The sequence below is a fragment of the Streptomyces sp. NPDC017448 genome (genome assembly GCF_044330565.1).
In the GTDB taxonomy this organism is placed as follows: domain Bacteria; phylum Actinomycetota; class Actinomycetes; order Streptomycetales; family Streptomycetaceae; genus Streptomyces.
The window spans coordinates 129,734-156,358 of the sequence record NZ_JBIRLM010000019.1; the positions used below are offsets into that span (position 1 = coordinate 129,734).

General features: G+C 71.6%; 21 protein-coding genes, 1 tRNA gene and 4 pseudogenes. 16 read left to right on the top strand and 10 right to left on the bottom strand.

Translation table 11 applies throughout. From position 1 onward, the window contains the following. Positions 1-57: 57 nt before the first annotated feature. From ACH4K1_RS26645 to ACH4K1_RS26655, 3 genes are all read left to right on the top strand, one after another. Positions 58-1,116, top strand: coding sequence for a sugar phosphate isomerase/epimerase family protein (locus tag ACH4K1_RS26645; protein ID WP_398092083.1), 1,059 nt, complete (start codon positions 58-60; stop codon positions 1,114-1,116). A 436-nt stretch (positions 1,117-1,552) separates the two neighbouring features. After that, positions 1,553-2,392, top strand: coding sequence for an SDR family oxidoreductase (locus ACH4K1_RS26650; RefSeq protein WP_398092085.1), 840 nt, complete (start codon positions 1,553-1,555; stop codon positions 2,390-2,392). Next, positions 2,389-3,462: a type I phosphomannose isomerase catalytic subunit gene (locus ACH4K1_RS26655; RefSeq protein WP_398092086.1), complete on the top strand. Its 1,074-nt coding sequence runs from the start codon at positions 2,389-2,391 to the stop codon at positions 3,460-3,462. The genes ACH4K1_RS26650 and ACH4K1_RS26655 overlap by 4 nt, the downstream gene beginning before the upstream one ends. Positions 3,463-3,726: 264 nt before the next feature. On the opposite strand, the pseudogene ACH4K1_RS26660 reads toward ACH4K1_RS26655, so the two are convergent. Continuing rightward, a pseudogene (locus tag ACH4K1_RS26660) lies at positions 3,727-4,605 on the bottom strand (DUF2254 family protein); the annotation flags it as partial. Positions 4,606-4,787: 182 nt separating this feature from the next. On the opposite strand from ACH4K1_RS26660, the gene ACH4K1_RS26665 reads away from it, so the two are divergent. Next, positions 4,788-4,875, top strand: a tRNA-Leu gene (locus ACH4K1_RS26665). Positions 4,876-4,949: 74 nt separating this feature from the next. Here ACH4K1_RS26665 and ACH4K1_RS26670 read toward each other — a convergent pair. Beyond that, positions 4,950-5,306 (bottom strand): hypothetical protein, encoded by a 357-nt coding sequence (locus ACH4K1_RS26670; RefSeq protein ID WP_398092088.1) that lies wholly within the window; start codon positions 5,304-5,306, stop codon positions 4,950-4,952. Positions 5,307-5,961: 655 nt separating this feature from the next. On the opposite strand from ACH4K1_RS26670, the gene ACH4K1_RS26675 reads away from it, so the two are divergent. The 4 genes from ACH4K1_RS26675 (at position 5,962) to ACH4K1_RS26690 (ending at position 10,856) form a co-directional block, all read left to right on the top strand. Beyond that, on the top strand, positions 5,962-7,677 hold the full coding sequence (locus ACH4K1_RS26675) for an ABC transporter ATP-binding protein (RefSeq protein WP_398092090.1): 1,716 nt from the start codon (positions 5,962-5,964) through the stop codon (positions 7,675-7,677). Next, complete coding sequence (locus tag ACH4K1_RS26680; RefSeq protein ID WP_398092092.1) at positions 7,674-9,413, top strand: ABC transporter ATP-binding protein; 1,740 nt, start codon at positions 7,674-7,676, stop codon at positions 9,411-9,413. Before ACH4K1_RS26675 ends, ACH4K1_RS26680 begins: the two co-directional genes overlap by 4 nt. Before the next feature lie 817 nt (positions 9,414-10,230). Next, positions 10,231-10,467 carry a hypothetical protein gene (locus ACH4K1_RS26685; RefSeq protein ID WP_398092093.1) on the top strand — a complete coding sequence of 79 codons (237 nt, stop codon included), beginning with the start codon at positions 10,231-10,233 and terminating at the stop codon, positions 10,465-10,467. A gap of 203 nt (positions 10,468-10,670) precedes the next feature. After that, on the top strand, positions 10,671-10,856 hold the full coding sequence (locus ACH4K1_RS26690) for a hypothetical protein (RefSeq protein WP_398092094.1): 186 nt from the start codon (positions 10,671-10,673) through the stop codon (positions 10,854-10,856). On the opposite strand, the gene ACH4K1_RS26695 is transcribed toward ACH4K1_RS26690, so the two are convergent. From ACH4K1_RS26695 to ACH4K1_RS26710, 4 genes are all read right to left on the bottom strand, one after another. After that, positions 10,844-11,206 carry a hypothetical protein gene (locus ACH4K1_RS26695; RefSeq protein ID WP_398092096.1) on the bottom strand — a complete coding sequence of 121 codons (363 nt, stop codon included), beginning with the start codon at positions 11,204-11,206 and terminating at the stop codon, positions 10,844-10,846. The genes ACH4K1_RS26690 and ACH4K1_RS26695 overlap by 13 nt on opposite strands. 58 nt (positions 11,207-11,264) lie before the next feature. Beyond that, on the bottom strand, positions 11,265-11,870 hold the full coding sequence (locus tag ACH4K1_RS26700; RefSeq protein WP_398092098.1) for a GNAT family N-acetyltransferase: 606 nt from the start codon (positions 11,868-11,870) through the stop codon (positions 11,265-11,267). 243 nt (positions 11,871-12,113) lie between these two features. Continuing rightward, on the bottom strand, positions 12,114-13,892 hold the full coding sequence (locus ACH4K1_RS26705; RefSeq protein WP_398092121.1) for an FG-GAP-like repeat-containing protein: 1,779 nt from the start codon (positions 13,890-13,892) through the stop codon (positions 12,114-12,116). 677 nt (positions 13,893-14,569) lie between these two features. After that, entirely contained in the window at positions 14,570-14,743 is a 174-nt protein-coding gene (locus ACH4K1_RS26710; RefSeq protein WP_398092099.1) for a hypothetical protein, read from the bottom strand. Positions 14,744-14,903: 160 nt separating this feature from the next. Here ACH4K1_RS26710 and ACH4K1_RS26715 point away from each other — a divergent pair. After that, positions 14,904-15,308 (top strand): annotated as a pseudogene (locus ACH4K1_RS26715) (hypothetical protein). A 121-nt stretch (positions 15,309-15,429) separates the two neighbouring features. Here ACH4K1_RS26715 and ACH4K1_RS26720 read toward each other — a convergent pair. Next, positions 15,430-15,729 (bottom strand): annotated as a pseudogene (locus ACH4K1_RS26720) (transposase); the annotation flags it as partial. Here ACH4K1_RS26720 and ACH4K1_RS26725 point away from each other — a divergent pair. The 7 genes and pseudogenes from ACH4K1_RS26725 to rbsD form a co-directional block, all read left to right on the top strand. Beyond that, positions 15,703-16,273 (top strand): annotated as a pseudogene (locus tag ACH4K1_RS26725) (IS5 family transposase); the annotation flags it as partial. The pseudogenes ACH4K1_RS26720 and ACH4K1_RS26725 overlap by 27 nt on opposite strands. Positions 16,274-16,854: 581 nt before the next feature. Continuing rightward, complete coding sequence (locus tag ACH4K1_RS26730) at positions 16,855-17,499, top strand: ScbR family autoregulator-binding transcription factor (protein ID WP_398092100.1); 645 nt, start codon at positions 16,855-16,857, stop codon at positions 17,497-17,499. Between the two features lie 297 nt (positions 17,500-17,796). Then, positions 17,797-18,813: a LacI family DNA-binding transcriptional regulator gene (locus ACH4K1_RS26735; RefSeq protein ID WP_398092101.1), complete on the top strand. Its 1,017-nt coding sequence runs from the start codon at positions 17,797-17,799 to the stop codon at positions 18,811-18,813. After that, a complete protein-coding gene (locus ACH4K1_RS26740) occupies positions 18,810-20,396 on the top strand; it encodes a sugar ABC transporter ATP-binding protein (protein WP_398092102.1) in 1,587 nt (528 codons plus the stop codon). The genes ACH4K1_RS26735 and ACH4K1_RS26740 overlap by 4 nt, the downstream gene beginning before the upstream one ends. Then, positions 20,386-22,341, top strand: a complete 1,956-nt coding sequence (locus ACH4K1_RS26745; RefSeq protein WP_398092103.1) for a substrate-binding domain-containing protein — start codon at positions 20,386-20,388, stop codon at positions 22,339-22,341. The genes ACH4K1_RS26740 and ACH4K1_RS26745 overlap by 11 nt, the downstream gene beginning before the upstream one ends. A gap of 70 nt (positions 22,342-22,411) precedes the next feature. Then, on the top strand, positions 22,412-23,335 hold the full coding sequence (locus ACH4K1_RS26750; protein ID WP_398092105.1) for a ribokinase: 924 nt from the start codon (positions 22,412-22,414) through the stop codon (positions 23,333-23,335). After that, on the top strand, positions 23,332-23,721 hold the full coding sequence (rbsD, locus tag ACH4K1_RS26755; RefSeq protein ID WP_398092106.1) for a D-ribose pyranase: 390 nt from the start codon (positions 23,332-23,334) through the stop codon (positions 23,719-23,721). Before ACH4K1_RS26750 ends, rbsD begins: the two co-directional genes overlap by 4 nt. A gap of 62 nt (positions 23,722-23,783) precedes the next feature. Here rbsD and ACH4K1_RS26760 read toward each other — a convergent pair whose 3' ends face one another. The 3 genes from ACH4K1_RS26760 to ACH4K1_RS26770 all read right to left on the bottom strand — a co-directional run bounded on the left by ACH4K1_RS26760 (position 23,784) and on the right by ACH4K1_RS26770 (position 26,476). Continuing rightward, a complete protein-coding gene (locus ACH4K1_RS26760) occupies positions 23,784-24,587 on the bottom strand; it encodes an N-formylglutamate amidohydrolase (protein ID WP_398092107.1) in 804 nt (267 codons plus the stop codon). A 68-nt stretch (positions 24,588-24,655) separates the two neighbouring features. Next, the gene (sph, locus tag ACH4K1_RS26765; RefSeq protein WP_398092109.1) at positions 24,656-25,636 is read right to left on the bottom strand and encodes a sphingomyelin phosphodiesterase; all 981 of its coding nucleotides are present in this window, start codon (positions 25,634-25,636) and stop codon (positions 24,656-24,658) included. Between the two features lie 162 nt (positions 25,637-25,798). Next, on the bottom strand, positions 25,799-26,476 hold the full coding sequence (locus ACH4K1_RS26770) for a class F sortase (RefSeq protein WP_398092110.1): 678 nt from the start codon (positions 26,474-26,476) through the stop codon (positions 25,799-25,801). Positions 26,477-26,625: the final 149 nt, after the last annotated feature.

Here is a 26,625-nt window from a genome sequence, read left to right on the forward strand (position 1 = left end):
CCGGCGCCGCACCGCCCACCCCCTGTCACCCATGTCACCCGAGGGAGTCACGCGAACATGAGCCGCACCTCCAAGGACACCGAACTCGCCCGCAGACTGAGCCGCCGCGCCGTCCTCGGCGTCGCCGCCGGAGCCACCGCCGCCACCATCGTCGGCACCGCGAGCGCCCAGGCCGCCGGTCCCGCTCACGGCCACGGGCACGGCCACGGGCACGGCAAGGGCAAGCCGGTCCTGCCCCCCGGCCGCCTCGGCATCCAGCTGTACAGCCTCCGCGACCAGGTCTCCACGCTCGGTTTCGGCCCCGTCTTCTCCGAACTGGAGAGGTACGGCTACGACGAGATCGAGTTCGCCGGCTACACCCAGGGTTCGGCGGGCCCCCTCACCCTGGCCCAGCTCAAGCGGCTGGCCAAGGACCACGGCCTCAACCCGATCGGCAGCCACGTCGGCTACTACAACGACGACAACCCCGGCGCCTACACCTTCGCCCAGAACCTGGAGAAGGTCCTGGACGACGCCCAGGCCCTCGGCCTCAAGCACATCGGCACGGCCTCCGGCCCGTTCCGCTACGGGGCCACGGTCGACGGCTGGAAACGGGCGGCCGAGGACTTCAACACGTACGGCGCCGCCGCCCGCGAGCGCGGCATGAAGTTCTACCAGCACAACCACGCCGAGGAGTTCTCCTTCGCGACCGACCGGCCGAACGTGCGCCTCTACGACGTGCTGCTGGCCGAGACCGACCCGGACCTCGTCTACCTGGAGATGGACATCTACTGGGCGTACTGCGCCCAGTTCCGCTTCAGCAAGCGCGTGGACGGCACCCCGGCCCCGCTCGACCCGCTGAAGTACGTCATGAAGCACCCCGACCGCTACCCGCTGTTCCACGTCAAGGACGGCGTACGGGACGACACGGCGCGCGACGGCTACCGCATGGCGGACGTCGGTGACGGGGACATCGACTACAAGACGTTCCTGTCCGAGGTCACCGGCCGCACCCACCGGGGCCGCAGCTACCACCACTGGCAGACCGAGCACGACAACCCGGTCGACTCCCTCGCCTTCGCCCGCAAGTCCAGCGAGCACCTGCACGCCCTGCGCTCGGGCCGCTGCGGCGACTGACCCCCGGCCGCCCCGCGGCGCCCGGTCCGCCGGAACCTCCGGCGGACCGGGCGCCGCGGGCCCCACCTCCCACGGGGCCGCCCCAGGGGCTTCTTCGCGGCCCTGCCGGAGGGCCGCCGGTCTCCGGGCCCGGCGAGGCCAGGACCGACGCGAAGGGCGCCGTGCCCAAGCCGGCCGGGATCGTCCGGCCCAAGGCGCGCGGGGGGTTCGGGACGCTTACATGTGTTAGCCGCCGAGGCCGCGAACGTACCCGCACGCCCGCGCGTGCGTTCTCGCGTGGCGGGCCCTCGGCCGGTGGGCGAGCATGGATGGTGCACGGAATCCGGCCCGCACGAGAGGTCGGGAGGCCCGGTCGGGGCGGCCCGGTGCCCGGAACCCCCTCCGGACGGCCACGCGCCACCCCCCGGCCCCGCCCGACAGGACTTCGGGAGGCATCATGTCCCAGCCCCGCCAGCAGCAGTCGCCGCCCGGCACCACCGCCGCGATGACCCCGCAGCCCGACCACGGCGAGCGGAGTTACCGCGGGTCGGGACGGCTGACCGACAAGGCGGCGGTGATCACCGGCGGGGACAGCGGCATCGGTCGCGCCGTGGCGATCGCCTACGCCCGCGAGGGGGCGGACGTGCTGGTCTCCTACCTCGACGAACACGACGACGCGCAGGAGACCAAACGCTGGGTGGAGGAGGCGGGCCGCACCTGCGTACTGGTCCCCGGCGACGTGGCGGATCCGGCCCACTGCCGCTCGATCATCGGCACGGCGGTGGAGGAGTTCGGCCGGGTGGACGTCCTGGTCAACAACGCCGCGTTCCAGATGACCCGGGACTCCGTCGAGGACATCCCCGACGAGGAGTGGGACCGGACCCTGGCCATCAATCTCAGCGCCTTCTTCCACCTGACCAAGGCCGCCCTCCCCCACATGGGCCCGGGCTCGTCGATCATCGGCACCACCTCGGTGAACTCCGACTCCCCGCCGCCCCAACTGCTCCCGTACAACGTCACCAAGGCGGGCATCGCCAACATGGCCGGGTCTCTGTCGCAACTGCTCGGCCCCCAGGGCATCCGCGTCAACAGCGTTGCTCCGGGCCCCATTTGGACGCCGCTCATTCCGTCGACCATGCCGCCGGACCAGGTGGAGAGTTTCGGATCGCAGGTCCCGCTCGGACGACCGGGCCAACCGGCCGAACTGGCGGCGGTCTACGTGATGCTCGCCTCGGACGAGGCCAGTTACGTCTCCGGGGCCCGCATCGCCGTCACCGGCGGGCAGCCGATCCTGTGAGCGGCCGAGCCATGGGCCTCCACCCGCTGCGGCTGACCGTCACGGCCAAGCCGCTGGTCTTCGGCGGCCACGCCATCGCCCGCCGCCTGGGCAAGCGGGGACTCCCGGACTGGAGCATCGCGGAGACGTGGGAGTGCAGCGACGTCACGGGCGCCGTCGGCGTCGTGGTCGACGGACCGTTGGCCGGACGGACACTGCGCGAGGTCACCGCCGCCCACGGCGAGGAACTGATGGGCGCCGGGTGGTCGGGCGAGTACTTCCCCCTGCTGACCAAGTTCATCGACGCCGCCGGCTCCCTCCCGGTGCATCTGCACGCCGACGACGAGGCCGCCCGACGGCTGGAGGACCAGCCCAACGGCAAGACCGAGGCCTGGCACATCCTCGACGCCGCGCCCGGCGCGTCGGCCCTCTGCGGCGTCAAGGAAGGGGTGACACCGGACCGCCTGCGTACCGCGCTGGAGACGCAGGACTTCGACGCCGTTCTCCGCCGCCTGCCGGTACGGGCCGGGGAGACGCTCTACGTGCCCGGCGGCACCCCGCACAGTTTCGGTCCGGAGATTCTGGTCTACGAGATCGAGCAGACCTCCGACATCCAGCAGCACGCCATGCGCTGGAACATGGAGGACGGTTCCTCCGTGGACGACGCGGAGTTCGACGCGAACCTCGACATGCTGATGCGGGAAGTGAACCTGCACACGCGGCCGGACTTCACCCCCGGCCTGCGGATCGCCGTCGGCGACGGGGTCGAGCGCGTCTTCCTGTGCGCAAGCCCCTACTTCGCCCTGGAACGCTGGCGGGCCGGAACGGCCGAGCCGCTGCACCACTCCTTCTCCACCGCACAGGTGCTCTCCAACGTCGGCACCCCGGTCCACGTGCGTTCGGGCGCCTGGGCGGAAGAACTCGGCCGGGCCGACACCCTCCTGCTGCCCGCGGTCTGCGGCGAGGTCGAGATCACCGGCCCCGCCGACGTCCTGTTCGGCTATCTCCCCGACCTCGACCGCGACGTCCGCGCCCCCCTCCTCGAAGCCGGATACTCACGGGAGCTCATCGACGCGCTGGGGGCGGGCTGATCCCCGACTCCGAAGTACTGGCTCGTCGGCGGAGCCCCTTCCGACGGAGGCGCCGAGAAAATCGACGCCCTCGACGAGCAGACCCTCGTCGTCCCGAGCCCCGGCACCCCCCTGGACATCGTTATCAACCGGACAGAGCTGCCTTGACGAAGAACAGAGAGGCGCCCCGCCGGGGCGCCTCCCGCCGGTGCCCCTGCCGGGTGCCCCCAGCGCCGCTCGGCGGCTCTCGGGGAGGATCAGCAGCAGATCGTCGAACCCCGCCATCGCCAGATCCTGGTGCAGGGTGCGTTCCGGCGAGACGGAGACCGCGGTCCGCGACCGGCGGCGCGGCGGCGCGGCCCCGCCGTGGACGGCGAGCACCGGCGTACCCGGTACGACGAAGTCCCCGATCCGGGGAACGAGCCGCAGTACGACGCCCTGCCGCCGCGCGGCCCTGACCGGCCGCGCCGTGTTCACGTCCCGCAGCACCCCGGCCCGCCCCTCGTACAGCACCCGTGCGGTCTCCGGCCCCGGGTGCTCCTCGCCCCGCGATCCTGGCGGCATCCTGCCCACCACCCGGGGAGAGCCGCGGGCGATCCGGTCGACGACCGGCCCCACCTGCATGAGGCGGAGCATCGCGTTCATGTGGACGACGAAGAGCAGCAGACTCGTGCCCACGAGCAGCAGGATGAGCAAGCTCTGCACCAGGGGGACCGACACCATGCGGCGCGGGTCCGTCTCGCCCTCGTACGAAGACAGCACGAGCAGCGAGACCAGGAACGTCGCCAGGAACACCGTCAGCGTGAGCTTGCTGATCCGGCTCCGGACGAAGATCCGCACCACGCGGGGGGTGAGCCGGCCGCCGGCCATCTGCACCGCGACCAGCGAGATGCTGAACACCACACCGATGAAGGTCATCACCCCCGAGCCGATGGTGGTCACCACCGTTCTGGTGTCCTGGGAGAACGCGATGAGGTCGGCCAGCTGGTCGTACGCCCCCTCCCGCAGGAGGAGCGCGACGAGCGTGTCGTCCAGCTCGGAGGCGACGAACCCCAGCACGAACACGCAGACGAACCCCAGGGTCGGGGCGGACCAGAACGTGTCGCGCAGATGCTCGCGCAGCGGGGACAGCGGGCGGGGCCGGCGATAGCCGCGATCACTCATGGACGCGAAGGTGGCCCCGCCCCGGGCCCGGACCGGGGAGCCGGCGGGCCCGGACCGGGGAGCCGGGCGGCTTCCGCCCCGCGTACCGCACTGACCACCGGATATGCGGGTGAAGGGCACGCCGAACCCCTGGTATTGTTTTCCATGTCGCCGCGGGGAACACGCCGCGAACGACACACCCGGTCCGGGTGGCGGAATGGCAGACGCGCTAGCTTGAGGTGCTAGTGCCCTTTATCGGGCGTGGGGGTTCAAGTCCCCCCTCGGACACCAGCTGAAAACCCCACATCACGTGGGGTTTTTTGCGTTTCAGGGCGGGGGCGCGCCCCGGCGGCCCGCAGAGCGGGTCACATGGCGGAGAGCGCGGCGATCGAGAGGGCCAGGGGGACCGGACAGGCCAGGGCCCCCAGGAGGAGGCTGCGCGTCTCGCCCGACATGCGCCGCACCGCCGGCGCCCGGCAGACCGCGACGAGCGCACCCGTGCCACCGCACAGGGCCGCGGAGCAGCCCAACAGGAAACCGCCGATCGGCGCCCCCTCCGCCGCGGCCCACAGAGTGGACATCCCGACCACGAAGGCCAGCCAGGAGGCGGACAGGGAGGTGAGCAACCACAGCCCGGCGGAGAGGAGCACCACGCCGGTACGCCGGGGCGGAGGAGCGAGGCGGGCCGGTCCGTAGAGGGCGTGGTAGGTGCGAGAGTCCATGCCCCGATCCTCGCCGGTCCCCCGCCGCCGGGCGTGAGGCCGATGACTCAGCCGAGCGCGCCCCCGTACTCACTCCACCGATGGTCCCACCGTGGCGACGTCACCGCACGCCATGGCTGATGCCACGTCACATCGGTCTCGTTTCCGGCCGCTTCGTCGGCGTTCGCCTTCCTCGGTGCCGCGCTCGGGGTAGCCGGCGCAGCCATCACCCCCTCGTCCTGCCCTCTGCCCCCTGCCGACGTCGGGGGCGTGCACGCCGGTGTGTGACGTGCTGGGTTTTCCGAGAAGCGGTCAGCGCCATGACGTCCTTCAACGGCGTTGTCCGACGCGCTTGTTGAAGGTGACGGTACCTCTCCGGAGCAAAAACGGGTCGATCGACCTGTTTATTGGTACGTTGGCGTGCGGGCGCCTCGGCCTGTCCGGTCGTACGCCCGGGGCCGGTCGGCGGCCCCGCCCCGTGACGGGCGGGGGGCACCGCCCGGGAACCCGTTCCACCTGCTGCGGCCGTCGGCCGGAGCGGTCCCGGAAAGGCGACGGAAGGTGGCAGGGCATGACAGAAACAGGGCGGACGCAACCGCCGCGGGAAACGGTCGGGCTGGGAGAGTTACTGCGTCCTGTCAGCTCGCGGCTGACGGCGGCCGTCGGGTTACAGGCCGTGGCCGCGGTGGTCGCCGTGGTGCCGTTCGCCGCGGTGGCGGAACTGGCCCGGGTGCTCCTGGTGGCGGGGCCCGTCGACGACGGCGCGGCGTGGAAGGTCGCCGGTGTGGCGGGCGGCGCGCTGCTGCTGTGGCTCGTACTGAACACGGCGGCGGGCGCGATCGCCCATGCCGCGGACCTGGATTTCCAGCTCTCGGTACGGCGCAGGCTGGTCGACCGGCTCGGCCGGGTGCCCCTCGGGTGGTTCACCGACCGGGGAGCGGGCGGCATCGGCAAGGCCGTCCAGCACGACGTGGACACGATGCACCACCTGGTCGCCCACTCCCTGCTGAACCTCACCGCGAGCGTGGTCACCCCCCTCGCGACGCTCGTCTACCTGTTCGCGGTGGACTGGCGGATGGCGCTGGTCCTGATGATTCCCTTGGCCGTGGGCGTCGGCCTGTTCGTCCGGATGATGATGACGCTGGACGCGCAGACCGCCGCCTATGAGGAGGCCCAGGAGCGCATCGTCTCCCGGGTCGTCGAGTTCGTCGAGGGCATCGCCGTGGTCAAGATGTTCGGCCAGGCCCGGCGCGCGCACCAGCAGTACGCCCGGGCCGCCGACGACTTCACGACGTTCTTCCTCGCCTGGATCTCCCAGGGGTACCGGGCGACCGCCGCCTCGGCGCTGATCCTCGGGCCGGTCACCATCCTGCTGACCGTCCTGGTCGGGGGCACGGCGCTCATCACCTCCGGCTCCCTGGACCCGCTCGACCTGCTGCCGTTCGCCGTCCTCGGCCTGAGCGTGGCCGCGCCCCTCCAGGCCCTCGACTTCCACGGCCACGACATGGAGCTGGCCGGATCGGCCGCCGAGCGGGTGGGCGCCCTGCTCACCGCGCCGGAACTCGCCGTCCCCGACGCGACGCGCGTCCCGGAGACCGACGGCGGCGTCCGGGTGGAGATGTCCGGCGTCGCGTTCGCCTACGACGTGGACCGGCCGGTGCTCAGCGGCATCGACCTGGTCCTCGAACCCGGCACCGTCACCGCTCTGGTGGGGACGTCGGGGTCGGGCAAGTCGACCCTGGCGAAGCTGCTGCCGCGGTTCTTCGACCCGACCGCCGGCACCGTGAAGGCCGGCGGAGTCGACCTGCGGGACATCGCGCCGGACCAGTTGTACCGGCTGGTGTCCTTCGTCCTTCAGGACGTGCACCTGCTGGAGGCCAGCGTGCGGGACAACATCCGGCTCGCCCGCCCCGACGCCGACGAGGAGACGGTGCGCCGCGCCGCCCGGGCGGCCGCCATCGACCGGCGCATCGAGGAACTGCCGCACGGTTACGACTCGATGGTGGGCATGGAGGTCCGCTTCTCCGGCGGCGAGGCGCAACGCCTCTCCGTCGCCCGCGCGATCCTCGCGGACACCCCGATCGTGGTGCTCGACGAGGCGACCGCCCACGCCGATCCCGAGTCGGAGGCGCTGGTCCAGGACGCCCTGTCGGAACTGGCGGTCGGGCGCACGGTGCTGGTCGTCGCACACCGGCTGGCCTCCGTGGTCGGCGTCGACCGCATCGTCGTGCTCGAACAGGGCCGGACGGTCGAGCAGGGCACCCACGAGGAACTCCTCGCCGCGGACGGACGGTACGCGCGGATGTGGCGCCTGCAGGAGCGGGCGGGCGCCGGGGACGGCGACCACCCGGCGGTCCTCACCGGCGGCCCGACGAAGGAGGAGGGGCGATGATCCGTGGACTGTTCACCGCACTGGGGCCCGAGCACGACCGTGCGCTGCGCCGGCTGCTCGCCCGGTTCGCCGTCGCCGCCGTGCTCCAGGGCGTGGCGTTCGTCATGCTCGTGCCCGCCCTGCGCGAACTCCTCGGCGACCGGCCGGAACACGCCTGGCCGTGGGTGCTCGCCCTCGCGGTGCTGTGGCTCGCCTACGCGGCGGTGAGCTACCCGGCGACGCTGGCCGGCTACGGTGCTGGTGCGGACATGAGCCGCGACCTGCACCACCGCATCGGTGACAAGGTCGCCCAGCTCCCGCAGGCCTGGTTCACCCCCGACCGGGTCGGCAAGCTCGGCCGCCTCGCGTCCCAGCGGGTGGTCGACATCATGGGCGTCCCCGCCCACCTGCTGCACCAGTTGGTCGACACCTTCGTCACCCCCGCCGTCGTGGTGCTGGCCGTGTTCCTGTTCGACTGGCGGCTGGCCCTGTCGATGACCGTCGCCGGGGCCGCGGTGGCGCTGGTGTACCGGAGCGCCGGCCGCGCGATGGCGGCGGCCGACCGGGAGGCGGACCGCGTCCACTCCGACGCGGCGGTGCGGATCGTGGAGTTCGCCCGGGCCCAGCCGGTGCTGCGCGCCTTCGGACGTACGGCCCAGGGGCACGCCGCCCTCGACGACTCACTGGTCGTGCAGCACGCGGCCGGCCGCGGCATGCTGCGCGCCGGTATGTCCGGCCTCCTCTGGACCGCCTTCATCGCGCAGGCGTCGTTCCTCCTGCTGCTCGCCCTGGGAACCCGGCTGGCGCTCGGAGGGTCGCTGGACGCGGCCGAGTTCATCGCGCTGCTCGTGCTGTCGGCCCGGTTCGTCGAACCCATCATGCTCACCTCCGAACTGGGCGGCGCGATCCGGGTCGCCCAGAACGCGCTGACCGAGATCAACGAGCTGATCGACACCCCGACACTGCCCGAGCCGGAGACCTCGCGCCGTCCTGAGGGCACCGACATCGAACTCGACGGGGTGCGCTTCGGGTACCACGGCTCCCCGGTCCTCGACGGACTGTCGATGCGGGTGCCGCAGGGCCGGATGACGGCCTTGGTCGGGCCCTCCGGCGCCGGCAAGACGACCGTGATCAGGCTGATCGCGCGGTTCTCCGACCCGGAGGCGGGCGCGGTACGGATCGGCGGGGTGGACGTGCGCGAGATGACGACCGAGGAGCTGACGTCCGTCATCTCGGCGGTCTTCCAGGACGTCTACCTCTTCGACGGGACGATCCTGGAGAACGTACGGCTCGGCAGGCCGGACGCCACCGACGAGGAGGTCCAGGCAGCGGCCCGCACCGCGCGCGTCGACCAGATCACCGACCGTCTCCCGGGGGGCTGGGACGCGCCCGTAGGAGAGGGAGGCAGCCGTCTCTCCGGCGGGGAGCGGCAGCGCATCTCCATTGCGCGCGCCCTGCTCAAGAACACCCCGATCGTGCTGTTCGACGAGGCGACCGCCGCCCTGGACGCCGAGAACGAGCACGCCCTGCAGGAAGCCATGGCGGCGCTGGCGCGCGACCGCACCGTCCTGGTGATCGCGCACCGGCTGCACACCCTGCGCGAGGCGGACCACATCGTGGTGCTCGGCGACGGCCGGGTCGCGGAAGAGGGTGTCCACGACGACCTCATCGCGCGTGACGGCCGGTACGCCCGCTTCTGGCGGGAGCGCCGCCGGGCACGGGGGTGGCACCTCGCCGCACCCTCGACGGCACGCTGACCGGCGCCCGGCGCCCGGCCCATGGCCGGTCAGGCCCCGGGCCCGCGCTCTGCCCCCTCCTGGACACGGATGCCTCCCGAGCCGTCCTTGTCCGTTCGGCTTCTCCCCGCCGAGACCGGGTGCGGGGAGCGCCTCGTCGCCACCGAGTGGGCGCGGGGGGAGGCGCGTTCGCGCCCGGGCGGCCCCTCGCACCGGTGCGGGCACCGACGACAGGGCCCGGCCGGGCGCGCGGCTCGTCCGGGCGTGGTCCGGTGATCGAAATCCCTACGACACGTTCCCAAAGGTCATCAGGCACAAGATCATCCGACACCCGAACCACTCTGCCGCCACCACACCCGATCGCCAAGCCCTACGTCGAACTCATTCTGAAACGATCAGTAAGGGCCCCGACGCGGAGTGCCGCCGGACTCCACCCGGCGGGGGGCCCGGGGCGCCGCCACCTATTCGACGCGTCGAGGGGAGAAGGAGGGGGCTTTGGCCGCTCCTGTCGCTGTGCGGCAGGTCGCCGCGACGGGTGCGCTGAGTGCGGCGTGGCTACCGTGGAGTCATGGGACAGGAGACACCGAGGTGACCAGGGCCCAGCGTCGAACTGTCGGCGTCTGTACGCGCGCGGGCGACCGGAAGGTCAAGCCGTCGTGGGCGGCCTGCTGCCTGGGTGTGTCCTCGCAAGACCTGCCTGAGTCCGCTTTTCCGATGACTGGCGCGCAAGTCCTCGCCGCGGTGGAGGACCCCGCCCGAGTGGGTTGCCGAGGCGCGGGCCAAGACCGAAGCCCGCCGGAAGGAGAGAGCTGAGCGGCGTGCTGCTCGGGAGCCGGCCGTGTGGGACCTGGCGACGCTGGAGGCGGAGTACACCCTTGAAGGGCTCAAGGACGCGTTCGAATACAACGAGGCTCGCCGGGCGGCGCGGGCCGCTGCCCGCCAGGCCCGGGATGCGGTCGGACTACAGAACGCTGGAGAACTCCTGCTGGGTGAGCAGTCGAGCCGGGCGCAGGTGATCGCCGACCGCGCATCTCGCCAGCAACTCGGTCGCGGCGACCCCGAGCCTCCTGCCTGAGCGCGAGACAGAGGACGGCGGTTGGGCGGGCAGCCCCACGGGGACTGTCCTGATCGGCCACGCCCCCCGCTACCACTGCGCGACGTAGCCGCTCTGGGCGCGGGTCAGTCGAGGTCGGCACTGGCCAGGGTCACCGCGAGCATGCGGCTTTCGTACCGGTCGATGCGGGGGCAGTGTCAGACCCACCGATCATGATGAGCCGCATGCCGATCATCACCATGCAGAACTATGCCCTCACCTGGACCGACGCGGCTGGGCGACGTAGAGCATCCTCCGTCGCCTACGACGAGAGCAGTGCCAACAGCCGGAAGGGCGACCTCGAAGCCGCCGGCGCCACCGATGTCACCCTCGTGCCTATCCGACCCGGAGAACTCCCTCAGAGGGGTTGAGGGGGGCCAGCTGCGGTCTCCCGCAGCAGTTCCCCGTCATCGTCATAGAGCTCAAGGCTGAATTGCAGACCGAACCGGGTCAGCAGCGCGGCCAGCTCCTCGAAGCGGTGAGGATCGACAACGCCGTTCAGGAGCGTGTCCCCGTCGGTCGGGTCGACCTCGATGCGGCACCAGCCGGTTTCGACCTCATACGACTCCCACGACGAGCCGGATCGGGATCTCCAGCCGGCCCCGATGAACCGCTCGGCCACCAACGATGCACCGGGGGCTTCCGTCAGGGCGCCACACACATTGTTGTTGATCTCCAGCCAGACGGGATCGAGCGGTTGCTCCTCATCGGATATGTCCACAGCTGGATTATGAAGCAGACCCGCGACGCGCGACCGTACACGCTATCGACATCAAAACTCACCGATGTTGATCACTGCGCGCCGGGCCGGTGGATGATGCCGCCGCAGGACCGCTATCGCTTGGCCGGTACTCGTGGTCGAGGATGGAGTGGGTCACCGAGTCCCGCCACCGTCCGGCGCGTTGGATGTGCTCGCGGATGTAGCCCTCTTCGGTGAGTCCGGCGCGTTCCATGGTCCGGGCGGAGGCGGTGTTGTGCGGGGAGCGGGCTCCCCATACCCGGTGCAGGCCGAGGTCCTCGAAGGCGCAGGAGAGGAGGAGTCGTACGGTTTCGGTGCCGTAGCCCTGGCCCCAGATCTCGGCGTTGAGGGCGAAGCCGAAGGTGGCGGCGCGCGGTTGGTGGGGGTCCAGGGCGAGGCGCCCGAGCCCGATCAGCCGCCCGTCCTCGTTGGTGGTGAGGGCCAGGGCGTACTCCTGGCGGGGGTCGGCGGCCGCGGAGGTGATCGAGCGGGCGACGATCGCCTCGACGTCCTCGCGGGTCCGCGGCTCGAAGCTCATGTGCTCGGTCGCGCGGGCATCCCCGTAGATCGCGAAGACGCCTTCCGCGTCCTGGGGGGTCAGCTCCCGCAGGTGGAGGCGTGGGCTGGGGCGGCTGATCGGATACATGGCTGGACTCTACGGCCGGCGCGGCAGCGCGGTGGGCGTGCGCGCCCCGGTGTCGATAAGGTCCCGGAGGAGGCGGTACGCGTAGTTCGCCCCCCCTGAGTGACCTCCACCCCCGGGAAGGGGGCGCGCCTGCTGCGGCAGGACACCGACTGGCACTTGGCCCCCTTCCCCCGTAGGGAGCCAGGGGCCTCCGGTCATCTCGGCGCCGTCGACAGGGGACGGGCGGCGTGGACCATGCCGGGGTCAGCTGACGGACCGGATGGTGCTCCAGCTGCTCGCGCCGACCGTAGTACGCTCGCCGTCCACCGGGCGGCCCCCTGCACTGGTTGCGCCGGCGTAGAACAGCAGGGTGCCGGTGCCCTCGTTCGTCGTGGTCCACATGTCGGCGACGCCGTTGCCGTCGGCGTCCGCTGCCCCCGAGATCAAGGGGCGGTTGACGAGGCCGTAACCGTGGCCGTAGAGGGTGCGGTCGTCGAAGTTTCCACCGTCGCGGCCCCGGTAGAGCCAAAGGTCACCGTTGGCTGTGTTGCGGGCCAGCAGGTCGGGACGGCCGTCTCGGTCGGCGTCACCGGGGGCCGTGAGGGTCATCACGTCCCAGCCGCCGGTGCCGATGAGGACGGGAGCGGCTACGGCCGGGACGGTGCCGCGTACGCCCGCGAAAAGCCAGAGCTTGTCGTCGTAGGAGAGAACCGTGTCGGGGTGGCCGTCCCGGGTGACATCTCCGGGACTGACGACCTTCGCGTCCGTGGGCAGGCCGCCAGCGACCGTGACGGGGGCCGCCAGCGAGCCGTCCCCACGGTTGGTGTAGACGCGTAGGTCGCCGCCTACCCGGGCGACGACGTCCTCCACACCGTCTCCCGTCCAGTCGCCGCGGTGCGTCACGGAGGCGCTCCCCCAGCCTCCGGTGCCGATGATGTCGTGGGCGCCGGGCACACCGCCGGTCCCTTCGCCGTGGTAAAGGCGCAGTTTGCCCAGGTCGTCGACGGCCAGGAGGTCCGGCTTGCCGTCACCGGTCATGTCGCCGGGGACGGGTGCGTCGCGGAGGTAGGCGATGACGGGGGCGTGGTCGGAGTAGCCGTTCGGCGGGTTGGTCGCCTCGGTGTCGGTGTTCCGGGTCCGGTCCATACGGGACTGGTCGACGGTGCAGGCGACGAAGCGGGGGCCGTCGGCGCGCGGGGTGGTGAACAGGTGGTCGAGCCAGTGGCGGCTGGGCGTGGCCGCAGTGGACGCCCAGTACTGGTACGTGTGGTCGCCGTTGACGCAGCGGTCCAGCTTCGACGTGACTGGGTCCAGATCGGCGGACGCGGCGTTACGGTTGAAGTCGCCGCCGATCACCACACTGACCGGGATGTCGTCTTGAAGGTGAGCGGCGATGGTCTTGGACTGGCGCTTGGCGATCGCCGACTCGTCGGGGATCAAGTGCACGCTGCAGAACTTGTCGGTCAGGCCGGTTCCCCGGCCGCACACCATGGGTAGCTTGCGTGAGGACAGGTCGGCTGGCACCGTCTCGACCCGTTCGACGGGGCCGTCGAACGTACCCTTAACCGCGAGCAGGACTCCCAGGTCGCCGCCGAGCGCTTCACCGCGGCAGCGGCTGTCCAGGTCCGATTCGCGGTTGCCGGGCGCGTGCGCGAAGGACCATCCGGCGCCCAGACGTTCCCTCAGGAGCGCCATGTGGCTCTTGCGCCAGTTGGCACGGCGCTCGGTTTCGGGTGTGGCCTCGTCGTAACCGCAGACCTCCTGAAGCATCACCACGTTCGCCTGGTGCTCGGTGACCAGTTGGGCGACTTGCTCCGCCTTGCGGTCGGGCTCGTTACGGTAGGCGCAGTAGCCCGGCTCGCCGCGGGGGCTGCCGGCCTCTCCGCATATGTTCCAGGTGATGACTCGCGTCTCCCCCGGGTACGGTGAGGTCACCTGTGCCGTCTGGGCTGCCGCGGTCGTTTCGACTGCCGACGCCTCCTGTACCGGTGCACCGAGCAGCAAGCCGCTGGCGACGGCCAGTACCAGCAGTGCCGTTGTCACTCTCTTCAACGCTGTTCCTCCCCTGATGTCCGGTCTGACACGAGCCGGACTCCCGCAGATCATCTCAAGCGGGAAGAGGCCAGGTCGTCCGATCCACGTGATCCTCGGCAACGGGCCTTGGCCCCCGATCCTGGGCACGGGTTATGCGGCTGTCGCCACTGCGCGGTGTCCGGGTCGACCCGGGACGGCGCTGCGGCCTCGCGGTGCGCTTCGAGGGCGCGGCGGTAGCCCTTCGGCACCTTCCGGCGCTCCACGGGTACGGCGGGTGCGGTCGGCTGCGGAGCCGGTTCGGCGGCCACCGCGGCAGGGCCGGCCTTCAGGGGGGCGGGCACCAGGACGTGCAGGGCGCCGCCGGACGCCATGGGACGTTCACCGCCGGGGCCGGCCTTCTCACCGAACCCACCAAACTGTGGGCGTGCGCGCCCCGGTGTCGATAAGGTCCCGGAGGAGGCGGTACGCGTAGTTCGCCCCCCTGAGTGACCTCCGCCCCCGGGAAGGGGGCGCGCCTGCTGCGGCAGGACACCGACCGGCTCCTGACGCCCTCCCCCCGTGGGGAGCCAGGGGCCTCCGGTCATGTCGACCCGCTCAAAGAGGGCCGCGGCGCAGCAGATGGACGAGCGCCAGCCCTTCCGGCTCCTTGCCCGCGGCCACGCGGCTGCAGTCTTCGTCGGGGGAGCCTAGGGACGGTCGGCCTCAGCGATCCGTTCCACGCGCAGGGGGGCCACCTGGCCCAGTACGTCGAGGCAGCGGTCAGCGATGGTCACGGCCCCGTCCAGGGCCCGCCACATCATGTCCTGGGCCTCTTCCTCGCTCGCCGAGTCGACCACGATGCGGTAAGGCGGAAAGGCCACCCAGGGCTGAGTGCCTGATTGGAATCTGAGACGTTCGTCCTCTGGTGGTTGGGCCTGTCGCGCAGAGTTTGGATTTCCAGGGCAAGCGCCTCTCTGGTGGAGTCGTGCGAGGGTTTAGCCCTGTGGTAGCGATGTCAGTGGTGGCTGTGATGCTGTCGGCATGACTCCTTGGAACCTTCTCGACCTGGACAACGCCTTGTGAGCTAGTTGGGCTGCCGACACCTGCTCACCGAGCGACCTGAGCGGCATCACCTGGACGGCCGACAACCCTGCCTGGGGCCATTGCGACATCACCGCCTTGATCGTCCATGACATTTTCGGCGGGGATCTCGTCGTCGGCGAAGTGCATCTTGAGCAAGACCAGCACGGCTTTCACTGGTGGAACCGGCTGCCCAGCGGCGCCGAAATCGACTTGACCCGTGAACAATTCCAGCGGGGCGAGAGCGTCACCGAGGCCCGCGTTGTCGAGCGCCCACCGGGCCCTCTGCGTCGCTGGGACGAGTACCTCCTTCTGCGCAAGCGGGTCATCGAGCACCTCGGCCATCTGCCGGAACCAGCCGCCTGAGCCCTGATGGGATCCCAGCACGTAGATGGCCTGTGGGAGGTTTCCGGGCATACTTCTGCGCGGCAGAGCTCAGCGGGAATGGCGGGCGTCCCGGGGTGTGGTGGGGGTCGGCCGGTCAAACCCTCTTCGACCAGCTGGGGTGGGGGCCCTTGCGAGCGATGCGCCGGCTCATGAAGGTGATGAGTGCCCAGGTTAGATGGGCTTCTGAGTGCTGTGGGAGGCGTTCGTAGTCGCGGACGTTGCGGCGGGCTTTCATGATCCAGCCCAGGGCCCGTTCGACTTTCCAGCGCCGAGGCAGAACGACGAAACCTTTCGCGCCGCGGGGGCGGGAGACCGTTTTGAGGGTGATGTTGAGGAAGCTTCCGGACCAGTTGATGAGCTGGCTGCCGTACGCGGAGTCGGCCCAGACCTGGGTGATCTGCTGGCCGATCTGCGCAAAGCCGGCCTGTTGGACATGGACGGCTGCGCGATCGACGGCTCGCACATCCGGGCCCTGAAGGGGGGTTCGCACCGGGCCTTCGCCGGTCGACCGCGCCCGGCCGGGCAGCAAGCACCACCTGATCGTCGACCGCCACGGCACACCCCTCGCCGTCTCGCTGACCGGAGGAAACCGGCACGACGTCACCCAGCTGACACCCCTGCTGGACGCGATCCCCAGCATCCGCGGCCTCCGTGGACGGCCTCGGCACCGGCCGGGCCGGCTGTTCGCCGACCGCGGCTACGACTACGACAAGTACCGCCGCGTCCTCCGAGCCCGCGGCATCACACCCCAGATCGCCCGCCGAGGCGTCCCGCACGGCTCCGGGCTGGGCAAGACACGCTGGGTCGTCGAGCAGACCTTCGCCTGGCTCCACCCGTTCAAACGACTCCGGACCCGCTACGAGATACGCGCCGACCTCCACCTCTCACTGCTCCAACTCGCCTGCAGCATCATCTGCTTGAGACGGCTCCGAACCTCATTCTGAAACGATCAGTTAAACGAGTCATTCCGAAGTCCCGCCTGCCGGGCGGGGCGTGGCACGCGCTCCCGAGCTCTCGACTTCATTCGAGGAGGGGAGGCCCCGCGGAGCAGGGAGGCGCCCTCTTCTCCGCACCGGGCGCAGCCCCCGGTACGTCCGCCCCCGGGTTCCCGACCTTGCTCGAACAGGGCCCCTCGCGGGATTGCGGCCGGCGGCCGTGACCGAACCGGCAGGCCGGGCACGAGCGGTCGGCTTGCCCCTTCGGGGCGACAGCGGGGTACAACGGCATGACGGGACCTCTTTGCGCGACGGGGCTTCGACGCTGCAGTCGCTACCAAGGGGTCCTGGCCGTGCACGTCCCTTCGCCGCTTCCCGTCCGCCCCCGACCCTCAGTTCGTTCACGGGGCCTCAGCTCAAGGGTGCGGCCGGCTCCGGGAGGTACCGGACGTCCTTGAGGGGGACTGTGGGCTGTGCGCCGGCCCGTCCGTCGCGCGCTCGCTGATCGTCTACGGCCACTGATCACAGGGGAATGACTCGTCTAGGTTGGAGCGATGCCAGCGACAGGTGCCGTCGGGAGGACCCCCAGGGTGAAGGAAGTCCAGCAGGAACGGGCGATCGCGACCCGGCAGCATCTCATCGTGAGCGCTGCCGCCGTGTTCGACGCCGAGGGGTTCGCCGGTGCGAGTCTCGGCAAGATCATCGAACAGGCCGGGACCACGAGAGGCGCGTTGCACTTTCACTTCCCGGCCAAGGAGTCCCTCGCCGTCGCCGTGCTCCGTGAGCACAACGACAGGATGACCGCCGTCGTGGAGAGGATCTCGCGGAGCGGCAGGACGGCCCTGGAGCAGATCGTGGAGATCTCCCGTACCACGGCGCGGACGATCGACGAGGACGTCGTCGTGCGGGCCGGGACGCGCCTGCTGATGGAGTTGACCTACACCGGCGATCTGCCGGTCGGGTACCGGCTGTGGATCGAGGCGTGCGAGGAGAAGGTGCGCCAGGCCGTCGAGGACGGCGACATCGTGCCGAACGTCTCTCCTCAAGCGGTGGCGTACCTGGTGATCTCCAGTCTGGCCGGGGTCCAGATGGTCTCCTCGGTCCTGTCCGGCCGCGACGACCTGGACCGGCGGGTCGAGGAGATGTGGGAGATCCTGCTCCTCGGACTCGTCCCGGCCGACCGCAGGGGGAAGGTGGCCGGTCTGCTGAACCCGGGCGCCCCCGGGAGGGCGTGACCCGGCGGGGCGGCCGGGCGGGCTGAGGTCGCCGTCCCGCACACCGCCCTCTCGCGTCGCGCTTGTCGTCCTCCCTGCCCGGCCCCTCCTTCCTGCCGCCCCCCGGCTCCCGCCTCCTCCCGTTCCCGCCCCCTCCCGTCACGATCCGGTATCGGCCACGGGAGGGGGTCTTGTTTTTGGCCATGGAATCGATTCCAATCATCCGTGTAATCGATTCCACGGCGTCGTGTCACCGGTCCGCGACCGGCCGCCCCCGGGTTTCGAGGTGTACGGAAACCACAAGGAGGTGGTCCGGACATGGCGGGCATCAAGGATGTCGCGGCCGAGGCGGGCGTGTCCGTCGCCACGGTGTCGCGCGTGCTGAACGGCCACCCGTCCGTCAGCCAGGAGGCGCGTACCCGTGTCCTCGCCGCCGTCGAGGCCCTCGGCTACCGGCCCAACGCCGTGGCCCGCTCGCTGCGCACCGCCCAGACCCGCACGCTCGGCCTGGTCATCAGCGATGTGCTCAACCCGTACTTCACCGAGCTGGCCCGCTTCGTCGAGGAGGAGGCCCGCGCGCTCGGCTACAGCGTCATCATCGGCAACGCCGACGAGCGGCCCGACCTCCAGGACCACCACATCCGCACACTCATCGACCGCAGGATCGACGGCCTCCTCGTCTCGCCCGCGGACGGCGGCACCCCCCTGATACGGGACGTCGCCCTGAGCGGCACCCCGATGGTCTTCGTCGACCGGTGGATCCCCGGCATCGACGTCCCCGTCGTCCGCGCGGACGGTACCGGCGCGGTCAGGGACCTCGTCGCGCATCTGCACGGCCTCGGCCACCGCCGGCTCGCCATCATCGCCGGACCCGCCGCCACCACCACCGGCGACGAGCGCGTCGCGGCGTTCCGGGACGCGCTGCGGGAGCTCGGTATCGCCCTGCCCGACTCCTACATCGGGCAGGGCGACTTCCAGGCCGCCAGCGGACGCCGGGCCACCGAGCGCTTCCTGGACCTGGCCGAACCGCCCCAGGTCGTCTTCGCCGCCGACAACCTGATGGCCCTCGGCGCGCTGGACGCGATCCGGGCGCGCGGGCTGCGGGTGCCGGACGACGTCGGGCTCGCCGCCTTCGACGACATCCCGTGGTTCGTCCACACCGACCCGCCGATCACCGCCGTCGCGCAGCCGGCCGCCGACCTGGCGCGGGCCGCCGTGCGCGCGCTCGCCGACCGGATCGAAGGACGGGCCCCGCAGTCCGTCACCCTGCCCGCCCGCCTCGTCGTACGCCGCTCGTGCGGCGAGGCCGCACCGAACGAGAGGAGCGACCGTTGACCACCCCGCAGAAGCAACGGGAGACACCCCCCGACGAGTTGCTGCGCATCGAGGGCCTGCGCAAGGCCTTTCCCGGCGTCGTGGCGCTCGACAACGTCGACTTCGACCTCCGCAGAGGCGAAGTGCACGTCCTGCTGGGCGAGAACGGCGCGGGCAAGAGCACCCTCATCAAGATGCTCTCCGGCGCCTACCGCCCCGACCGGGGCCGCATCCTGGCCGAGGGGCGCGAGGTGCGCATCGAGAGCGCGCAGGACGCCGAACGGCTCAAGATCGCCACCATCTACCAGGAGTTCAACCTCGTACCCGACCTCACCGTCGCCGAGAACATCTTCCTGGGCCGTCAGCCCCGCCGCTTCGGACTCGTCGACCACCGCCGGATGCGCCAGGACGCGGCAGAGCTGCTGCGCCGCGTCGGCCTCGACGTGCGCCCCGAGACCAGGGTCCGTGAACTGGGCATCGCCCGGCTCCAGATGGTGGAGATCGCCAAAGCGCTCAGCCTGGACGCCCGCGTCCTGATCATGGACGAGCCGACCGCCGTGCTCACCTCCGAGGAGGTCGACAAGCTCTTCGCGATCGTCCGGCGACTCCGCGAGGACGGCGTCGGGATCGTCTTCATCACCCACCACCTGGAGGAGATCGCCGCACTCGGCGACCGCGTCACCGTCCTGCGCGACGGCCGCAGCATCGGCCAGGTCCCCGCCTCGACGCCCGAGGACGAACTCGTCCGGCTCATGGTCGGCCGCAGTATCGAGCAGCAGTACCCGCGCCAACGCCCCGACACGGGCGAGGCGTTGCTGTCGGTGCGCGGGCTCACCCGCGACGGCGTCTTCCACGACGTCAGCTTCGACGTCCACGCCGGGGAGGTCGTCGGCCTCGCCGGACTCGTCGGCGCCGGGCGTACGGAGGTGGCCCGCGCGGTGTTCGGCGCCGACCCGTACGACGCGGGCACCGTCGACGTACGCGGCGAGCGGCTGGCCCGGCACGACGTCCCCGCCGCGATGGGCGCCGGGCTCGGCCTTGTGCCGGAGGACCGCAAGGGCCAGGGCCTGGTGCTCGACGCCTCCGTGCAGGAGAACCTGGGCCTGGTCACGCTGCGCTCCGCCTCCCGCTCCGGGCTCGTCGACCTCACGGCGCAACGCACCGCCGCCGCCCGCATCGCCGAGCAGCTCGGGGTCCGCATGTCCGGCCTCGGCCAGCACGTGCGGACCCTGTCCGGCGGCAACCAGCAGAAGGTCGTCATCGGCAAGTGGCTGCTGGCCGACACCCGGGTCCTCATCCTCGACGAGCCCACCCGGGGCATCGACGTCGGAGCCAAGGTCGAGATCTACCAGCTCGTCAACGAACTGACCGCCTCCGGGCACGCCGTCCTGATGATCTCCAGCGATCTGCCCGAAGTGCTCGGCATGAGCGACCGGGTGCTCGTCATGGCCCAGGGCCGCATCGCCGGGGAGCTGGCCGCCGACGAGGCGACCCAGGACGCCGTGATGGCCCTCGCGGTCGGCGCCCCGCCCCCTGCCGAGGGCCCCGCCCTCACCGAACACCCCGCACCGAAGAAGGAAGAGGAGGGCCCCCGTGGCCACTGAGACAGCCAAGAGTGACGCGGGTACGGGCGGAGCCTCGGTGATACGCCGCGTCCTGCTCGACAACGGGGCGCTGAGCGCCCTGGTCGTCCTGGTGGTGGCGATGTCGCTGCTCTCGGGCGACTTCCTGACCACCCAGAACCTGCTGAACGTCGGCGTCCAGGCGGCCGTCACCGCCATCCTCGCGTTCGGCGTCACCTTCGTCATCGTCTCGGCGGGCATCGACCTGTCCGTGGGTTCGGTCGCCGCCCTGTCCGCGACGGTCCTCGCCTGGTCCGCGACCTCCGCCGGGGTGCCCGTCGTCCTCGCGGTCGTCCTCGCGGTCCTCACCGGCATCGCCTGCGGCTTCGTGAACGGCGCCCTCGTCTCGTACGGCAAACTCCCGCCGTTCATCGCCACGTTGGCGATGCTCTCGATCGCCCGCGGGCTCTCCCTCGTCATCTCGCAGGGCAGCCCGATCGCCTTCCCCGACTCCGTCTCATGGCTCGGCGACACGCTCGGCGGCCGGCTCCCCGTACCGGTCCTCGTGATGATCGCCATGGGCCTGGTCACCGCGCTGATCCTCGGCCGCACCTTCATCGGCCGTTCGATGTACGCGATCGGCGGCAACGAGGAGGCGGCCCGGCTCTCCGGGCTCCGCGTCAAGCGCCAGAAGATCGCCATCTACGCCCTGTCCGGCCTCTTCGCCGCCGTCGCGGGCATCGTCCTGGCCTCGCGCCTCGTCTCCGCCCAGCCGCAGGCCGCGCAGGGGTACGAACTCGACGCCATCGCCGCCGTCGTCATCGGCGGGGCGAGCCTGGCCGGCGGCGTCGGCAAGGCGTCCGGCACCCTGATCGGCGCACTCATCCTCGCCGTCCTCCGCAACGGCCTCAACCTCCTGTCCGTGTCGGCGTTCTGGCAGCAGGTCGTCATCGGCGTCGTCATCGCCCTCGCCGTCCTGCTCGACACCTTGCGCCGCAAGGCCGGTTCGGGCGCGGCCTCCTCGGCGGGCGCCGCCCCCGGCGCCCCCGGCTCCGGCCGGAAGAACGCGCTCAAGCTCGGCGGCGCGGCGCTCTGCGCGGTGATCGTCGTCGGCGCGGTCTCCTACTTCAACTCCGGCTCCTCCGGCGGCACGACGAAGGTCGGCATGTCGCTGTCCACGCTGAACAACCCCTTCTTCGTGCAGATGAAGGAGGGCGCGCAGGCGGAGGCGGAGAAGGCGGGCGTCGACCTCACCGTCACCGACGCCCAGAACGACGCCTCCCAACAGGCCAACCAGCTCCAGAACTTCACCAGCTCCGGCGTCTCCTCCATCATCGTCAACCCGGTGGACTCGGACGCCGTCGGGCCGGGCGTCCGCAGCGCCAACAAGGCGGGCATCCCCGTGGTCGCCGCCGACCGGGGCGTCAACAAGGCGGACACCGCCACGCTCGTCGCCTCCGACAACGTGGCGGGCGGCAGGCTCGCCGCCGACGCGCTGGCCGACAAGCTCGGCGGCAAGGGCAGCATCGTCATCCTCCAGGGCACGGCCGGCACCTCCGCCAGCCGTGAGCGCGGCGCCGGGTTCGCGGAAGGACTCAAGGCGTACCCGGACATCAAGGTGGTCGCCAAGCAGCCCGCCGACTTCGACCGCACCAAGGGCCTGGACGTCATGACGAACCTCATCCAGTCCCACCCCGGCGTCACCGGCGTCTTCGCCGAGAACGACGAGATGGCCCTCGGTGCGGCCAAGGCGCTCGGGAGCAAGGCCGGGAAGTCGGTCTCCGTCGTCGGCTTCGACGGAACCCCGGACGGCCTGAAGGCGGTCGAGGCCGGAACCCTCTACGCGTCGGTCGCCCAACAGCCCGCCGAACTGGGGAAGATCGCGGTCCGGAACGCCGTGAAGGCGGCGGAGGACGAGAAGGTCGCGAGCACGGTGAAGGTACCGGTCAAGGTGGTCACCCGGGAGAACGTCGCCGACTTCTCCTGACCCCGGCCACGCGCACCGCGCCCCCTACCGCCCCGCCGCTCCCGGACCGACGAAAGCAGGGAACACGCCCATGCACGACCACGCCCCCGACGCCCGGTACGACCTGCTGGTCGTGGGGTCGGCCAACGCCGACCTGGTGATCGGCGTCGAACGCCGCCCCGCTCCCGGCGAGACGGTCCTCGGCTCCGACCTGGCCGTCCACCCCGGCGGCAAGGGCGCCAACCAGTCGCTGGCCGCCGCCCGCCTCGGCGCCAGGACGGCCCTGCTCGCCCGGGTCGGCGACGACGACCACGGCCGCCTCCTGCTGGAGAGCCAGCGCGCGGCGGGCGTGGACACGGACGGCGTCCTGGTCGGCGGGGCCCCCACGGGCGTCGCGCTGATCACCGTCGACCCGTCGGGCGACAACAGCATCGTCGTCTCGCCGGGGGCCAACGGCCGCCTCACCCCCGAGGACGTCCGGGCGGCGGCCCCGCTGCTGGCGGCCGCGCGGGTGATCTCCGTACAGCTGGAGATCCCGTCGGCGACGGTGGCCGAGACGGTGCGCGGCCGGGGGCCGGAGACCCGGCTCGTCCTCAACCCGTCACCGCCCGCCCCGCTCCCCGCCGACGTCCTCGCCGCCTGCGACCCGTTGGTGGTCAACGAGCACGAGGCGCGGTACATCCTGGGCGACGGTGCGGGGGAGACCCCGCAGGAGTGGGCTCCGGCCCTGCTCGCGCTCGGCCCGCGCTCGGTCGTCATCACCCTGGGCGCGGCGGGCGCGCTGGTGGCGGACAGCCGCATGGACTCCCTGGACCACCTGGTCGGCCCGCGGGTCGAGGCCGTCGATACGACGGGGGCCGGGGACGCGTTCACGGCGGCCCTGGCCTGGCGGCTGGGACGGGGCGACGACCTCCGGGAGGCGGCCGCCTTCGCGGTCCGCGTGGGCGCGGCGGCCGTCACGGCTCGGGGGGCGCAGGATTCGTTCCCCACGCTGGAGGAGGTCGACGCACTGTGAAGAAGACGGGCATCCTCAACCGCCACCTGGCGGGCGCGCTCGCCGAACTCGGCCACGGCGACGGCGTCCTGGTCTGCGACGCCGGCATGCCGATCCCGCCCGGCCCCCGCGTCGTCGACCTGGCCTTCCGCGCCGGCACCCCGTCGTTCGCGGAGGTACTGGACGGCCTGCTCGACGAGTTGGTCGTCGAGGGCGCGACGGCGGCCGAGGAGATCAGCGAGGCCAACCCGGAGGCCGCGGCGCTCCTCGACAGCCATTTCCCCTGGTTGGAGCTGGTCCCGCACGCCGGGTTGAAGGAGCTGACGGCGACGGCCCGCCTGGTGGTCCGCACGGGGGAGGCCCGGCCGTACGCGAACGTACTGCTGCGGTGCGGGGTCTTCTTCTGACTGTCTGAGCGAGGACGGCAGGGGTGAGGAGGCCGGAGACGATCCCCAGTGGTTCCGTCCGGTCAGTACGGAGCCGCCGACTCCACCAACTCCGCCAGCGCCTCCGCCAGTGCGTCGAGCCCCGCTCCCGCGGCCCCGCCCGGCTCGGTCATGTACGTGTCGCGGCGGATCTCGATCATCAGGGCCGTGACCCGCCGGTCCGTGCCGTAGTGCTTCAGCGGGACGTAGGTGCCGGCGAAGGGGGAGTCGACGCCCGTCCCCCCGAAACCGGCGAACGCCTCTTCCGCCAGGGAGCGCAGCCCCGCCGGGGTGTGGAACGGGTCCGTGCCCAGGCAGACGGGCGGGCGGGGGCCGGTCCCGTGGAGCTCGTAGGGGAGGGGCGCGGTGGGGTACGAGTGGACGTCGATGATCACCGCACGGCCCGTGGCGGCGATCCGGGCGTCGACCGCCTCCGTCATCGCCTCGGCGTACGGACGGAAGTACGCCGCCAGCAGCGGTTCCGGGTCCGCCTCCGGGGCGCGCAGCCGTTCGCGGTGGGTGGTGTGCGTGTACACCGCGCCCATGCCCGCGGCGCGCATCTCCTCCCGTTCGTCCGGGAAGCGTTCGGGGTCGACGACCAGCCGGGAGAGGCCGTTGACGAAGCGCCAGGGCCGGACGGAGCAGGCGTCGGCCGCCCGGCTCGCCAGCTCGGCGGTGTGGGAGTCGGTGATGTGGTCGAGTTCCCGCTCCAGAGCGCCGTCGTCCAGCAGGATGCCGCCGCGTACGTCCTCGGGGATCGCCCGGGACCCGTGCGGTACGTGCAGGAGCACGGGGGAGCCGGGGCTTCCGGGGCGGATGCGGAACGACGGCTGGGAGGCGGTGCTCATGGAGCGGGTCCTTCACGGGCGGGGCGGAACCCGGCGGGCCGGGGCCCCCGATTGTCCCATCCGTGCCGTCAGGCGGCGGACCCGATCACCGGGTAGTGGTCGGAGAGGTTCGTGTACGTGTACGTCGTGCCCCAGCTGGACACCGTCCAGGGCGCGCTCTCCTCCTTGACCACGTCGTTCTTCCAGCCCGCCGGCTTGGCGTGGCCCGTGCGGTGCAGGACGTGGTCCAGGTCCTCACGCGGGTCGTCGGGGTAGCGCTCGGAGGCGATGGAGTTGTCGCGGGTGTCGAAGGAGTACGGGTGGCCCGTCCGGGACTCCGGGGCGGAGAGCCCGGCGTCGGAGAGGAACGACGCGTACTCGGACGAGTGGCCGTCCACGTTGAAGTCGCCCGCCACGACGACCTGTTCGGAGGCCGGGATGTTCTTGGCGTCGAGGAACGCGTCCATCTGCTTGAACTGGCGGCTGCGCATCTGCGCCGCCTCGCCCGCCGAGCAGCCGGGGTCGGTCGACTGGGCGTGGGTGCCGACGACGTGGACCCGGGCGCCGTTGACGTTCAACACCGTGTAGGCGAAGCCCTTGTTCGAGAACCAGTCGCCGCCGCACGCGTCCTTGAAGACGAACTGCTCCTTGCGCACGATCGGCCACTTGCTCAGGATGGTGACGCCGCCGTCCTCCGGCGTCGTCGCCGCGTACGAGCCGCCCGTCGCGTCCCAGCCGCTCTTGCTCCGGCCGACCACCGGGGTCTGGTACGGGTACTGGGCGGCGGAGTTGCGCAGCAGAGCGTCGGAGGCTCCGTTGTCGAAGGCCTCCTGGACCACCACGACGTCGTTGCCCCGGAAGAACGACGCCTTCGGGATCTCGGCCGCTCGGTGGTCCTGCCCCCAGTTGGGGTAGAGGTTCTTGCTGAAGAGGAACGCGTTGTACGAGAGCACCCGCAGGGACGGAGTCTCGGCGGCCGCCGCCTGCGGGGCGTTCGCGGCGAGGGCGGCGGTGGCGAGCGCGGCGGAGAGGGCCACGCCGGTCAGGCGGCGGAACGCGGTGTTCGGCACAAGGTCTCCTGGGGTCGAGGGGGGAGCGTACCGGGCGACCCCCATCCAAGCAGCGGCAGTTACCGACGGGTAGACATCGGGTGGCACGAGTCTGTCCGCTCGGCTGCCATCCGGGTCAGCGGCCGGTCACCCCCCGTTCCGGCCGAGGGGATGCCACTTCCCTCACCGCAGGGAGCCGTACACGATGAGGTTGTCGACCGTGTGGCCCTCCGCGTCGAACTCGCCGTCGCAGGTGATGAGCCGCAGGGTGCTGTCCTTCGTCGGGCCGTAGACCTTCTGGGTGGGGAACGCCTTCTTGCTGACCGCCTCCTTGCCGGTGACCGTGTACCGCAGGGTCTTTCCCGCCTTGTCGCGGACCAGGATCTCGGCACCCTCGCGGATGGTCTTGAGGTCGTGGAAGACGGCACGGCCGAAGCGGGTGTCGTTGTGGCCGATCAGCACGGCCGGCCCCGGCGCTCCGGGCACGGAACCCCCGCTGTACCAGCCCACCGTCATGCCCTTCTCCGCGGGAGGGACCTCGACGGTGCCGTCCGCGTTCAGCCCCAGCTTCATCAAGGTGCTGCGTACGCCGATCGAGGGGATCGAGACCTCGGCGGGGGAGGGCCGGGTCACACGGCCCTTCCCGGCGGACCCTGCCGACCCTGCCGCTCCGGCCGGTCCGGCGGACTCGGTCCGCGCGTCGCCCTGTTCGGCCGTCGCGGAAGCGGACGGTGCGCCGGACGCGGCGGCAGAGGACGGGGAGGGCTCGGCGGAGGTGCAGGCGGCCAGGACGGCACAGGCCGTGAGGGCGGTCGACAGGGCGGCGGTCCGCCGGAAGCGGCGGGGCGTACGGGACGGCACAGAGGACTCCGGGATCGGGGCGGGGAGCGTGGGGCGGGCAGGCCGGGGAGCGGGCGTGGGGGGGGGGGCGGGGCGGGGGGGGGCCCCCCCCCCCCCCCCGCGCCCCGGGGGGGGGGGCCCCGGGGGGGCCCGCCGCCGCCCCGCCGCGC